This is a genomic window from Micrococcaceae bacterium Sec5.8 (assembly GCA_039636775.1).
Classification (GTDB): Bacteria; Actinomycetota; Actinomycetes; order Actinomycetales; family Micrococcaceae; genus Arthrobacter.
The window spans coordinates 949,897-962,114 of sequence record CP143429.1 but is presented as its reverse complement, the minus strand read 5'-3'; the positions used below and the strand labels follow the sequence as shown (position 1 = coordinate 962,114).

General features: G+C 67.4%; 12 protein-coding genes. 3 read left to right on the top strand and 9 right to left on the bottom strand.

The window, feature by feature from the left end:
* The 7 genes from VUN84_04425 to glyA form a co-directional block, all read right to left on the bottom strand.
* The gene (locus VUN84_04425; protein ID XAS64927.1) at positions 1-834 is read right to left on the bottom strand and encodes an exodeoxyribonuclease III; all 834 of its coding nucleotides are present in this window, start codon (positions 832-834) and stop codon (positions 1-3) included.
* Positions 835-844: 10 nt separating this feature from the next.
* Entirely contained in the window at positions 845-1,414 is a 570-nt protein-coding gene (locus VUN84_04420; protein ID XAS64926.1) for a hypothetical protein, read from the bottom strand.
* A 167-nt stretch (positions 1,415-1,581) separates the two neighbouring features.
* On the bottom strand, positions 1,582-2,415 hold the full coding sequence (locus VUN84_04415) for an ABC transporter permease (protein XAS64925.1): 834 nt from the start codon (positions 2,413-2,415) through the stop codon (positions 1,582-1,584).
* Positions 2,412-3,263: an ABC transporter permease gene (locus VUN84_04410; protein ID XAS64924.1), complete on the bottom strand. Its 852-nt coding sequence runs from the start codon at positions 3,261-3,263 to the stop codon at positions 2,412-2,414. Before VUN84_04410 ends, VUN84_04415 begins: the two co-directional genes overlap by 4 nt.
* Positions 3,256-4,206: an ABC transporter ATP-binding protein gene (locus tag VUN84_04405; protein XAS64923.1), complete on the bottom strand. Its 951-nt coding sequence runs from the start codon at positions 4,204-4,206 to the stop codon at positions 3,256-3,258. Before VUN84_04405 ends, VUN84_04410 begins: the two co-directional genes overlap by 8 nt.
* Positions 4,207-4,395: 189 nt before the next feature.
* A complete protein-coding gene (locus VUN84_04400) occupies positions 4,396-5,328 on the bottom strand; it encodes a bifunctional methylenetetrahydrofolate dehydrogenase/methenyltetrahydrofolate cyclohydrolase (GenBank protein ID XAS64922.1) in 933 nt (310 codons plus the stop codon).
* Between the two features lie 2 nt (positions 5,329-5,330).
* Positions 5,331-6,632: a serine hydroxymethyltransferase gene (gene glyA, locus VUN84_04395; GenBank protein XAS64921.1), complete on the bottom strand. Its 1,302-nt coding sequence runs from the start codon at positions 6,630-6,632 to the stop codon at positions 5,331-5,333.
* 314 nt (positions 6,633-6,946) lie between these two features.
* Here glyA and purU point away from each other — a divergent pair, with 314 nt between their 5' ends.
* The 3 genes from purU (at position 6,947) to VUN84_04380 (ending at position 8,861) form a co-directional block, all read left to right on the top strand.
* On the top strand, positions 6,947-7,807 hold the full coding sequence (gene purU / locus VUN84_04390) for a formyltetrahydrofolate deformylase (protein ID XAS64920.1): 861 nt from the start codon (positions 6,947-6,949) through the stop codon (positions 7,805-7,807).
* A 21-nt stretch (positions 7,808-7,828) separates the two neighbouring features.
* Complete coding sequence (locus tag VUN84_04385; GenBank protein ID XAS64919.1) at positions 7,829-8,221, top strand: class I SAM-dependent methyltransferase; 393 nt, start codon at positions 7,829-7,831, stop codon at positions 8,219-8,221.
* Positions 8,222-8,342: 121 nt separating this feature from the next.
* Complete coding sequence (locus VUN84_04380; protein ID XAS64918.1) at positions 8,343-8,861, top strand: gamma carbonic anhydrase family protein; 519 nt, start codon at positions 8,343-8,345, stop codon at positions 8,859-8,861.
* Between the two features lie 14 nt (positions 8,862-8,875).
* On the opposite strand, the gene VUN84_04375 is transcribed toward VUN84_04380, so the two are convergent.
* The gene (locus tag VUN84_04375; protein ID XAS64917.1) at positions 8,876-10,570 is read right to left on the bottom strand and encodes an FAD-dependent oxidoreductase; all 1,695 of its coding nucleotides are present in this window, start codon (positions 10,568-10,570) and stop codon (positions 8,876-8,878) included.
* Complete coding sequence (locus VUN84_04370; protein XAS64916.1) at positions 10,567-12,108, bottom strand: amino acid permease; 1,542 nt, start codon at positions 12,106-12,108, stop codon at positions 10,567-10,569. The genes VUN84_04375 and VUN84_04370 overlap by 4 nt, the downstream gene beginning before the upstream one ends.
* Positions 12,109-12,218 lie beyond the last annotated feature (110 nt).

The following is a 12,218-nucleotide window of genomic DNA, read 5'->3' as shown; positions in this document are numbered from 1 at the left end:
TTAGAGCCGGTAGTCCACTACCAGCGGGGCATGGTCGGAGAAACGGGTGTCCCAGGATGGCGCCCTGTCGACGACGGCGGTCACTGCCGAAGCGGCGAAACCGGGTGTGGCCAGCTGGTAATCGATGCGCCAGCCCGTGTCGTTGTCGAACGCCTGTCCCCGTTGCGACCACCAGGTGTAGGGGCCATCGACGCTGCCCGCCAGGCCCCGGTGCACGTCTTTCCAGCCGATCTCCTCGCCGAGGAACCGGTCGAAGTATGCCCGCTCCTGCGGGAGGAAGCCAGCACGTTTGACGTTGCCCTTCCAGTTGCGGATATCCCGTTCGGTGTGGCCAACGTTGAGATCGCCGACCACGAGGGCGTGATCGCTGTGCTTGGTCAGCTCAGGGAGCCGGATTTCCATGGCGTCGAGGAAGCGGAACTTGTCGTCCTGCTTCGGGGTGCCGGCCTCGCCGGAGTGTACGTAGGCGCTGACGACGGTGAGTTGAGATGCCTCACCGGCTGCGTTGCGGACAAGGTAGTCGGCTTCGACCCAGCGGCCCGCGGTGGCGAAGTAGTCATCGCCGATGCCGTGGCGCGTCTGCAGGGGTTCGAGCCGGGACGCAATGGCGACGCCGGCGCGGCCTTTGGCCTCGGCTTCCGCGTGCAGGATGTACCAGCCCTCGCCGAGCAGCTGGTGGACGATCGCGTCAGGTGCGCGGACCTCCTGCAGGCAGAGGATGTCAACTTCGCGAGGTTCCAGCCACTCTGCCATGCCGTTTCGATAGGCGGCCCGGAGGCCATTGACGTTCACTGTCGCGATGCGAAGGTTGTCCTTCTTCAATGCCGGGATCACCCGATCCACTCTAGTCGACAATGGTTCCGGATACGGGTTCGTCGGTGCCGCCAGGGGACTTGATCATGTCCCGGGCGTTGGTGGCGGTGATCTCGATCGTCTCGAGGGCCCGTCGGATGGTCTCCTGGTCCGCGGCGGCGCCTTTTGCCCGTTCCTGTTCCACGACGCGGATCTGCACCTGCACGATTTTGAACGAGTGGTCGAGCTTGAGGTCCCGCACGTCGTCTGCCTCGCGGCGGACCTCCACCAGCCGGGTGCCGCCGGAGTCAACGCTGCCCGAGGACGGCGACCGGCCGGCTGCTGCGTTGAAGGCGTTATGTGCCTCCGTGAGCTTGGCTCCGGCTTTCCTGGCTGCCTTCTGGATGCTGAAGACCACGAAGGCGGCCAGGGCGAGCCAGAAACCGGCGATGATCGCCACGATCCACCCGACTACCTCGTTCTGGTTCGCGGCGAAGAGGACCGCGACGACGAAGGCGATGATGAACACCATCATCCCCGGTCCGCTGATGCGGAACATGGAGAACTTGGCGGTGCCGTTCGCGGACGGTTTGGAGGACGCGGGGTTGCCCAGAGATTGCATGAGCCAATTATCGCAAACTGTCCGGACCCGGTGCTGCACTTCCACCCGGGGCGAACGGGTACCCCGGGCGGACCCCCACGGGGGCACCCCGGGTGGCCCCCGCGTTGGACGGCAACGCCTGGGCGGTCGGCTGCGTCGCCGATCGGGATCCAGTCACTGCTCGGTCCTTATTTGAGGAACAACCGGCGCAGGCGTCCGGTGGTCAGCAGCACACCGCAGGCGATCATGACGAGGTAGTAGCCGATGTGCACCGCTGTCGCCGGGGTGAACGCTCCCACGCTGATCTGCCGGAGCAATTCCACGCCGTGCCACAGCGGCATCGCCTGGATGAGCCACTGGATGTACTGGGGGTAGACGCTGAGCGGGTAGAACGTGGCGCTGAACAGGAACATCGGCAGCATCACGAAGTTGATCCAGTCCATCTGCTGGAACGTCTTCATAAAGCTCGTGAGGCCCATGCCGAAACTCGCAAAACCGAACGCGATCAGCACCGCGGCCGGGACCATGAGGATGGCCCACGGGGTGGTGATCAGCCCCATGAGCCCCATCACGGCGGTGAACCCGGTGGCGTACATGGCCCCGCGCAGCAGGGCCAGGAAGATTTCGCCCATGGCCACATCCAAGGGCCCCAGCGATGTGTAGAGCATGCCCTGGTAAAGCTTGGCGAAGTTCATCTTGAAGAAAACGTTCCAGGTGGAGTCATAGACGGCGCCGTTCATGGCGGACACCGCCAGCAGCGCCGGCGCGATGTAGGCGGCGTAGCTGATGTCCTGCCCGTCCGGTCCCTGGACGGACCCGACGATTGCGCCCAGGCCCACGCCCATGGAGATCAGGTACAGCACGGGCTCGAAGAACCCGGAAACCATGACCATCCAGTTGCTGCTCTTGGTGGCCATCAGCCCGCGGGCGACGACGGCGCGGACGTTACGGGAGTACAGCGCCCCGAACTTGCGGTTGCGTGCGGCCTCGGTGGCACTGTGGCTGGTGGTGACGGCGCTCATGAGGCCATCCTTTTGCTGAACTGGCGTTTGGTCAGGACCCAGCCGGCGGCCGCCAGACCCAGCAGGAACACGAGGTGGACAATCGTGAGCCACGCCGCCTCGTCGTACCCGTAACTGACCACACGGCCAAGTTCCGTTCCGTGCCAGATCGGCGAGATCCAGCCGACCCATCGCACCGCGAGGGGCAGGGTGTCCAGCGGGAAGAACGTGCCGGAAAACAGGAACAGCGGCATCACGATGAACCGCATGACCATGGCGAACTGGCCCCGGTCGTTCTTGATGGTGGCCGCGTAGGCCATGAGCGGCAGGCCGAAGGCCAGCCCGGCGAGCGTGGCGATGAGGATCGAGACCCAGCCCCAGGCGCCGGGTGAGGCTCCGAACAGCGCGACGACGGCAAAGTAGATGGCCGACTGCAGCAGGAAGCGGACCGTGACGGCGATGACCTGTCCGCCGGCGATCTGTTCCGGAGTCAGCGGCGACGCATGCGGGCCGTAGTAGACGCGCCGCCACTTGAAGCCGTCCAGCACCGGGAAGGTGAACTCATTGGCGGCCGTCATGACGGCCGACGAGATGAGCAGGGCCGGGGCGATGAACGTCAGGTAACTGACCCCGCCGAAGACGCCCGCGCCGTTGGCCTCGACCAGTGTGGCCAGGCCCACGCCCATGGCGAAGAGGTAGGCCACGGGCTGCCCCACGCCGTACATGACGATCGTCCAGCCGTAGCCCTTCATGACCCGCAGGACTTGTTCGGCGTAGTAGAAGGCGCCCCACTTCCGGGCCCGGGCGGCCGAGACCTGCGGTGAGTGCGCGCGCGGGGCTGGCGCCGCCGTCGCAGTATCCCTAGTCAACGAGGCTCCTGCCGGTCAGGCGCAGGAAGACGTCTTCGAGCGAGGAACGCCGCACCAGCGAGGTGACCGGCCGCAGGCCGCGGGCTGTGACCTGCTCCAGGGCGGCCTCGCCGTCGTGCGCGTAGATGAGCACCCGGTCCGGCAGAGTCTCCAGGCGTTCGCCGATGCCTTCGAGGTCGGCGCCGACGCTCGCGTTGCGTTCGGAGCCGAAGCGCAGTTCCAGGACTTCGCGGGTGGAGTAGTCCCGGATCAGGCTGGCCGGAGATCCTTCGGCCATGATCTTGCCTTTGTCCACCACAATCAGGCGGTCGCACAGCTGCTCGGCCTCGTCCATGTAATGGGTGGTGAGGATCAGGGTGACGCCTTGTTCCTTGAGCCGGAACAGCCGGTCCCAGAGGATGTGCCGCGCCTGCGGGTCCAGGCCCGTCGTGGGCTCGTCCAGGAGCAGGATCCGCGGCTCGTTGATGAGCGAACGCGCGATCGTGAGCCGGCGCTTCATGCCGCCGGACAGGGCGTCCACCTTGGACCTGGCCTTGTCCGTGAGCTGGGCGAATTCCAGCAGCTCGTCGGCCTTGGGCTTGAGGTAGCTCATGGGCAGGCCGAAGTAGCGGCCATAGACCAGCAGGTTGTCCCGGACTTTCAGTTCCTCGTCCAGGTTGTCCTGCTGCGGTACGACGCCCAGGTGGGCTCGGACTTCCGGCCCGTGCTGGTCGGGGTCCAGGCCCATGATGCTCAGGCTGCCGGAGGTGCGCTGCGAGACTCCGCCAATCATTTTCATGGTGGTGGACTTGCCGGCACCGTTGGGGCCGAGCAGGCCGAACGCCTCGCCGGCGGGCACGGAAAAGGAAATACCGTCGACGGCGACCACATCGCCGTAGCGCTTCGTGAGATTCTCGGCGGTGATCACATACTGTGGCGGTGCGGCGTCAGCGGAGCGGCTCACGGGGCTTTCCTTGCGGGCGGATTCTTTCGCATCGAGTTCAGGCACCCGAGTCACGCTAGTGGATCGGGCCCCGCGGGAACAGGCTTCCCCGGAAGAAAAATCCAGACGTTTGGCGGTTCCGCTGCCTCCGCGGCTTAACGCGGTCGGGACGCCGCCTCCCGAAGGAGGGGCGTCCCGGACGGGGAGAGCTTAGGCGCCGGCCGGGGCGGCCGTCTCTGCCAGGTGGCGTTCCGCGGTTTCCACCACGTTGGCCAGCAGCATGGCGCGGGTCATCGGGCCCACGCCCCCGGGGTTCGGGGACAGCCAGGCAGCCACGCCGGCAGCCGCGGGTTCCACGTCTCCGGTCACCACGGCCTTGCCGGAGCCGTCGTCGACGCGGCTGACTCCGACGTCGAGCACGATGGCGCCGGGTTTGAGGTCCGCCGCTTTGATCATGTGCGGCTGCCCGGCGGCAGCGATCACGACGTCGGCCTGCCGGAGTTCGGCGGGCAGGTCCCGGGTGCCGGTGTGGGCGAGGATGACGGTGGCGTTGACGTCTTTGCGGGTCAGCAGCAGTCCCACGGGGCGGCCGATGGTGACGCCCCGGCCCACCACCAGCACCCGTTTGCCGTTCAGATCAATGCCGTGCCGGGTCAGGAGCTCCACGCAGCCCTTGGGGGTGCACGGCAGCGGCGACTTCAGGGGGCCGCTGACGTTGGCTACGAGCCGGCCCAGGTTCATCGGGTGCAGGCCGTCGGCGTCCTTGTCCGGATCCATGGCCTCCAGGATGACGTCCTGGTCGATGTGCGCCGGCAGCGGGAGCTGGACGATGTAGCCGGTGCACTCGGGGGTCTCGTTCAGCTCCCGGACCACTGCCAGGAGCTCGTCCTGGGTGGTTTCCGCCGGCAGGTCACGCCGGATGGACGTGATGCCCACCTCGGCGCAGTCCTTGTGCTTGCCGCCGACATACCAAGTGCTGCCCGGGTCGGAGCCCACAAGGATGGTGCCCAGGCCCGGGACGATGCCGTGGGTCTTGAGCACGGCGACGCGTTCGGTCAGTTCGGCCTTGATGGTGGCGGCGGTGGCTTTGCCGTCGAGGATCTGCGCGGTGTTGGCTGTCGCTGCGGTCTCTGCGGAAGTCATGGCTACCACTGCTCGTGCTGCGGGTACAGCGGGAAGTCTGCGGCGAGCTTGTCCACGCGGGACTGGAGCGCCTCGACGTCGGTGGCGGAGCCGGACTTCAAGGCGGTGGCGATGATCTCGGCGACCTCCGAGAACTCCGCGGCGCCGAAGCCGCGGGTGGCCAGGGCAGGGGTGCCGATGCGGAGCCCGGACGTGACCATGGGCGGGCGCGGATCGAACGGCACGGCGTTGCGGTTGACCGTGATGCCGACCGAGTGCAGGAGGTCTTCGGCCTGCTGGCCGTCCAGCTGGGAGTTGCGCAGGTCCACCAGGACGAGGTGCACGTCGGTGCCGCCGGTCAGGACGGACACGCCGGCGTCGGACACGTCGGCCTGGTTCAGGCGGTCGGCGATGATCCGGGCGCCATCCAGGACGCGTTCCTGGCGTTCTTTGAATTCCTCCGTTCCGGCGATCTTGAAGGCCACTGCCTTGGCTGCGATCACGTGCATGAGCGGCCCGCCCTGCTGGCCCGGGAAGACGTTGGAGTTGATCTTCTTGGCCCACTCCTTCTTGGCCAGGATCACACCGGAGCGCGGCCCGGCGAGGGTCTTGTGCACGGTGGAGGTGACGACGTCGGAGTGCGGCACCGGGCTCGGGTGCAGGCCGGCGGCCACGAGGCCGGCGAAGTGCGCCATGTCGGTCCAGAGCAGTGCGCCCACCTCGTCGGCGATCGACCGGAAGGCCGCGAAGTCCAGCTGGCGCGGGTAGGCGGACCAGCCGGCGATGATGACCTGGGGCTTCTCGGCGATGGCCTGTTCGCGGAGCTTGTCCATATCGATGCGGAAGGTGTCTTGCTCGACCTGGTAGGCGGCGACCTCGTAGAGCTTGCCGGAGAAGTTCAACTTCATGCCGTGCGTCAGGTGGCCGCCGTGGGCCAGGGACAGCCCGAGGATCTTGTCCCCCGGGGTGATCATCGCGGACAGCGCAGCGGCGTTGGCCTGGGCGCCAGAGTGCGGCTGGACGTTGGCGAATTCGGCCCCGAAGAGCTCCTTCACGCGGTCGATTGCCAACTGCTCGGCGATGTCGACGTATTCGCAGCCGCCGTAGTAGCGGCGGCCCGGGTAACCCTCGGCGTATTTGTTGGTCAGGACCGAGCCCTGGGCTTCCATGACCGCGCGGGGAGCGAAGTTTTCGGAGGCGATCATTTCCAGGGTGCCGCGCTGGCGGCCCAGCTCCTGGGCCAGGACGGCGGCGATTTCGGGGTCAAGGTCGGCCAGTGGCTGGTTGCTCACGGCGGCGGACGAAAGGCGAAGAGACGTGGTCACGGGGTACTCCTGGCTAGGCAACGGGCACTGCTTAAGGTCAGGTTACCGGCTGGCCCGCGGCGGCGCCCCTAGATTACGGCCCCGGACACCGGGGCCGTGCAAGGGGCCGGATCCTGGTGGGATGCCGGCGGCGGGCGGGCAGCGGCGTGCTGCCAACCGGAAAACATGACCCTCGGCCCAGGCGTACGATCCGTGGTCTTCGTGTGTGCCGCTCCCTGGTGGTTAACCACCCAACGCCAGTTGCGACCCATCCAGAATACCCCAGCCCGGCGGCCCGGACGCGGCCCCCGTGCGGCGCGGGTAGGCTGTCTTGCGTGACTGAGACCGAGCTGACCGCTTCCTATATCCTGACCCTCTCCTGCCCGGACCGCCCCGGGATTGTGCACGCCGTCGCGGGGGCCCTGCTCGTGGCGGGCTGCAATATTACGGACTCGCAGCAGTACGGCAGCCAGGGCACCGGCACGTTCTTTATGCGCGTGGAAGCCACGACGGCGGTCCCGGAGCCGGAACTGCGGGCAGCGCTGGAACCCGTGGCCCTGGCGTTCGGAATGCAGTGGAACCTCAACCCGGCCGGCCGGAAAATCCGGACCCTGTTGATGGCCAGCACGTCCGCGCACTGCCTCAATGACCTCTTGTTCCTGCAGCGTTCCGGCACCCTGCCGATCGAGATCCCGGCCATCGTGTCCAACCACCGGGACCTGGCGGGCCTGGCGGAGTTCTACGGCATCAAGTTCCACCACATTCCGGTCACGGCGGCCACCAAGGACCAGGCCGAGGACCAGCTCCGGGCACTGATGGCCGAGCACGATATTGAACTCACAGTCCTCGCCCGCTACATGCAGATCATCTCGGACGACCTGTGCCAGCAGCTGACCGGCAAGGCCATCAACATCCACCACTCCTTCCTGCCCTCCTTCAAGGGAGCCAAGCCCTACCACCAGGCGCACGCCCGCGGTGTGAAGCTCATCGGCGCCACCGCCCATTACGTCACCGCTGCCCTGGACGAGGGACCCATCATCGAGCAGGAAGTCATCCGGGTGGATCACCGGCGCACCGCCGAACAGTTTGTTCAAATGGGCCGGGACGTGGAGGGCCGCACCCTGGCCCAGGCCGTGCAGTGGCATGCCGAGCACCGGGTCCTGCTGGACGGAAACCGGACGGTTGTTTTCAACTGATCCCGGTCATTGAATAGGGGTATGGCACTTTCCCCGAAAGACCCGCTGACTGAGTTCGTAACCCTGCTCAAAGCCGAAGGCCGCAAGGCTGTGCTGGGCCTGGCCTGCGGGCGGGGCACGGACGGGCTGCGCTTTGTCCAGTCCGGCATCCACTTCACCGGCGTGGACCCGTCCGAAGAGAATATCCATGCCGCACGGGCGCACGGGCTCGAGGCCTCGGTGGCGGGTCCGGCGCCCCTGCCGTTCGCTGACTCGGCGTTCCCGTCGGTTTGGGCGGTGGACGCCCTTGCCGGACTGCCGCCGGAGGACTGGGACGCCGTCGTGCAAGAGCTGGAACGCGTCGCCGCGCCCGGCGCGCCGATCGCCGTCGTCCCTCCCGGCCAGGGCGTGACAGTTCTCCGCTCCCCCGCCTGAGCTCCACCTGTTGCGCTATCACTTGTGGTGGCTCCCAGCGCTGAGAAGGACCACAAGTGATAGTTCAACGGATGCGGGGGCGCCGGGCCGGGGGCAAGAGCCTGTGACCTAGGCTGGACGCATGGCTCCTCTTTATGCTTTCGCCGGCGATACCCCGGCCGTCCACGAATCCGCCTTCATCGCCCCGAGCGCCTCGGTAATCGGCAAGGCGGCCCTCGCCGAGAACTCCAGCGCCTTCTACGGCGTTTCCGTCCGGGCAGACACCGCCGCGATCACCGTGGGTGCCGGGACCAACCTGCAGGACAACGTGGTGCTGCACGCGGACCCGGGATTCCCCTGCACGGTGGGGGCCCGGGTCAGCGTGGGCCACAGCGCCGTCGTGCATGGCTGCACGGTCGAGGACGACTGTCTGATCGGCATGAGCGCCACCATCCTCAACGGGGCGGTCATCGGCGCCGGCTCCCTGATCGCCGCCGGCGCCGTGGTGCTGGAGGGCACGCGCATCCCGCCGCGCTCGCTGGTCGCCGGCGTGCCGGCCAAGGTCCGCCGCGAGCTCAGCGACGCGGAGTTCGCCGGCGTCCAGCAGAACGCAGCGCACTACCAGGAGCTGGCCCGCGCACACAAGGAACTGCACGGCTGAGCCCGCGCAGGGCCCTAGTCCAGGGAGATCGGGCCCAGCTCGTCCAGCACATCGCCCGGTCCGGGGTTCCCGGCCGCAGAGCGCCCGCCCAGGTGGTTGACCACTCCCCAGACCGCGTTCAGCCCGGTGGTGACGGCGCCTTCGGCCCAGCCCGCGGTGAAGGAGACGTCGTCGCCGGCCAGGAAGATGCCGCGCTGCCGCTCGGGCAGCTGGTCTTGCTTGAAGTGGCTGAAAATCCGCTGCTGGTAGCGGTAGTGCCCCGGCAGGTTGGCTTTGAAAGCCCCCATGAAGTTCGGATCCGCTTCCCAGGAGACGGTGATGGGCTGGCCGACGATGTGGCTGGCAATGTCCACGTCCGGGTAGATCTGCGCGAGGGAGTGCAGCATGAGCTCCACCCGCTGGTCCGCGTCGAGGGACAGCCATTTCAGCGCGTCATCGTTCCAGGTGTAGGACAGCAGGATCACGGCAGGCTGGTCCGGCCCGTTATCCAGCAGGTAGGTGGCCCGGTTCAGCCGGTCCGTCAGCGTCATGGACATCACCTCGCGGCCCGTCACCGGGTCAACGTCCTTCCAGAACGGCCGGTCGACCATCACGAACGTCTTGGACGACTGCATGTAGTGCGAGCGTTCGATCGCCGTCCACAGCTGGGCCGGGAACAAGGTCTCTTCGGTGTGGATCCGGGTTGAGAGCAACCACGACTGGCACGTGGTGATGACGGCCGGGTAGGGGGCCTCGCGTCCCCACCGTTCCCGGACGCGGAAGTCGCCGCTGCCGTCCCGGGCAATCCTGTCGACGGCGCCCCGCGGCGCTCCCGCGTGCAGCGACGCCAGCGACGTCCCCTCGGGCCAGTGGACCATGCCCGACGGCGCGTGCTCCCAGAGCGCTTCCGGGAGCCGTTGCGCTCCGCCGTCGATTGATCGGTGGGCGTCATCGGCGTCCGTGTAAACCACGCGCAGGATCTCCAGGATGGAGTTGGGGAAGTCCGTGTCCCAGCCGCCGGTACCGAAGCCCACCTGGCCGAAAGCCTCCCGGTGGGCGAACCCGGCCTGCTTGAAGGAGTCGCTGCCGGCGATGAACCCGTAGAAGGTCTGTTCGTCCAGCAGGGGAAGGAGCGCGTTCCACAGTTCCTTGATCCGGGCCGTGTCCCGGGCCCGGATGGCATCCTGCATCTGCGCGAACTGGGCGCCGTCGTTGACGGCGGCTTTCCAGGCCTCGGCGACTTCCCGGAAGAACGGCGGGAGGTCCGCCGGGGTGCGGGCATAGTGCTTCTGCCCGGCCAGTTCGATCACGGTGCTGGAGGTCACGGCAGCCAGCGGGTTGGGGAATTCCGCGGTCTGCAGCCCGAGCAGCTCGACGTAGTGGTAGAACGCCTTGCCGGAGACCGGGAAGCGCATCCCGCCGAGGTCGGCCACGACGCCGGCGGCGGAGGGGAAACTCGCGGTCCGCAGCCGGCCGCCGATCTGGTCGGCTTCGTAGAGGACCGGCCGCAGGCCCAGCTTCATCAGTTCGTAGGCGGCAACCAGTCCTGAGAGCCCGGCGCCCACCACAGCAACTTCCGTGCCGTACAGCTCCTCGGGGATGGCGCCGAGTCCGTCGGGGTGGGCCAGGTAGTGGTCGTAGCTGAACGGGAAATCCGGATTCAGCATGGTGATGGGCGCGCCGGCGTCCGGCGTCGGCCGGGGGGCTGGAAGTTCTGTGGCGGTTGTCATGAGCGGTGCGCTTTCGTCGGTTCCGAGCTGGAAAGAGTGCCGGAGGTGGTTGGGCCGGTTAGTTCACCGTATTCCTCGTCGCTGAGCGCCGCCACCCGGGAGTGCCGGCGGCTGTAGCCGAAGTACACGGCGAGCCCTGCCAGCATCCACAGGCCAAAGACCACCCAGGTCTCGGCGCCGAGATTGAGCATGAGGTACCCGCACATCGCGGCTCCAAGGAGCGGGGTCAGTGGGAACAGCGGAACGCGGAAGCTGCGCGGAAGTTCCGGCCGGCGGCGCCTGAGGTGGATCACGGCGATGTTGACCAGGGCGAAGGCGAAGAGCGTGCCGATGCTGGTGGCGTCCGCCAGCGCTCCGAGCGGGACCAGGCCTGCGGTGAGGGCGACGACGAGCCCCACAATCAGGGTCCCGGCAACCGGGGTGCCGGTGCGGGGCGAGACGCGGCCGAAGATTTTGGGGACCATCCCGTCCCGGGCCATGGCGAGCAGGATGCGGGTCTGTCCGTAGAGGACCGTGAGCACGATGCTGGCGATGGCCAGGACGGCGCCGACGGCGAACACCAGCCCGATCCAGGGCTGCCCGGTGGTTTCCTCCAGAATTTTCACGAGCGCGGCTTCTGTGCCGTCAAACCAGCCCCACGGCCGCGCACCGATTGCCGCGACCGCGACGAGCACGTAGATGGTGGTGACGATCAGCATCGAGAGCAGGATGGCCCGCGGCAGATCACGCTTCGGGTTGCGGGCTTCCTCACCGGCTGTGGAGGCGGCGTCGAATCCGATGTAGGAGAAGAACACCCGGGAGGCGGCCGCCGAGACGCCGGCTGCACCCATGGGCAGCAGCGGCTCAAAGTGTGCGGCGTTAAAGGCCGTGAAGGCCACGGCGCAGAAGAACACCAGGATGCCGACCTTGATCAGCACAATGGCGGTGTTGATCCCGGCGCTTTCCTTGGCGCCGCGGACCAGCAGCGCCATGGCAAGGGCCACGATGACCATGGCCGGGGCGTTGAGCACGCCGCCGTCTCCGGGGGGCTGCGAGATGGCGTCCGGCAGTGCCAGTCCGAAGACGTTGAGGGCCTCATTGACGTACTGGCCGGCGCCCACGGCGACGGCGGCCACGGACACGGCGTATTCGAGCACGAGGCACCAGCCGCAGATCCAGGCCATGCCTTCGCCCATGGTCGCGTAGGTGTAGGAGTAACTTGACCCGGCCGCCGGAACAAGCCCGGCCATTTCGGCGTAGGACACGGCGGAGAGCAGCGCTGCCAGGCCGGCGATCGCGAAGGAGATCCAGATGGCCGGTCCAGCGAGCGGTACGGATTCGCCGAGGATCACCAGAATGCCGGTGCCGAGGGTGGCGCCTACGCTGATCATCGTCAGGTGCAGCACACCGAAGCTGCGGACCAGCCCGGTGCCGCCGTGGCCTGTTTCGGCTTCGCGGACCAGCTGTCCGATCGGTTTGCGACGGAGCAGTTGCGCCGCCAGGCCGGGACGTTGCGGAGTGGCCGGCGGCCGTTCCCCGGCGAGAGTTGGCACAGTCATCGTTGACGCCCTTATCTGCAGTAGTGGTCTTTCCCCGGGGTCCACCCTAAGCTTGTGAGCCAGCTCTCATGGTTGTGCAAATCGCCCTGTAGTCTTCAGTCATGAGACTT

What these genes read in the sequence shown, in the direction of transcription:
- VUN84_04385 (XAS64919.1), top strand. Translation starts at nt 7,829, where the DNA reads ATGGCACTTTCCCCGAAAGACCCGCTGACTGAGTTCGTAACCCTGCTC.
- VUN84_04415 (XAS64925.1), bottom strand. Translation starts at nt 2,415, where the DNA reads ATGAGCGCCGTCACCACCAGCCACAGTGCCACCGAGGCCGCACGCAAC.
- VUN84_04375 (XAS64917.1), bottom strand. Translation starts at nt 10,570, where the DNA reads ATGACAACCGCCACAGAACTTCCAGCCCCCCGGCCGACGCCGGACGCC.
- VUN84_04370 (XAS64916.1), bottom strand. Translation starts at nt 12,108, where the DNA reads ATGACTGTGCCAACTCTCGCCGGGGAACGGCCGCCGGCCACTCCGCAA.
- VUN84_04420 (XAS64926.1), bottom strand. Translation starts at nt 1,414, where the DNA reads ATGCAATCTCTGGGCAACCCCGCGTCCTCCAAACCGTCCGCGAACGGC.
- VUN84_04400 (XAS64922.1), bottom strand. Translation starts at nt 5,328, where the DNA reads ATGACTTCCGCAGAGACCGCAGCGACAGCCAACACCGCGCAGATCCTC.
- VUN84_04380 (XAS64918.1), top strand. Translation starts at nt 8,343, where the DNA reads ATGGCTCCTCTTTATGCTTTCGCCGGCGATACCCCGGCCGTCCACGAA.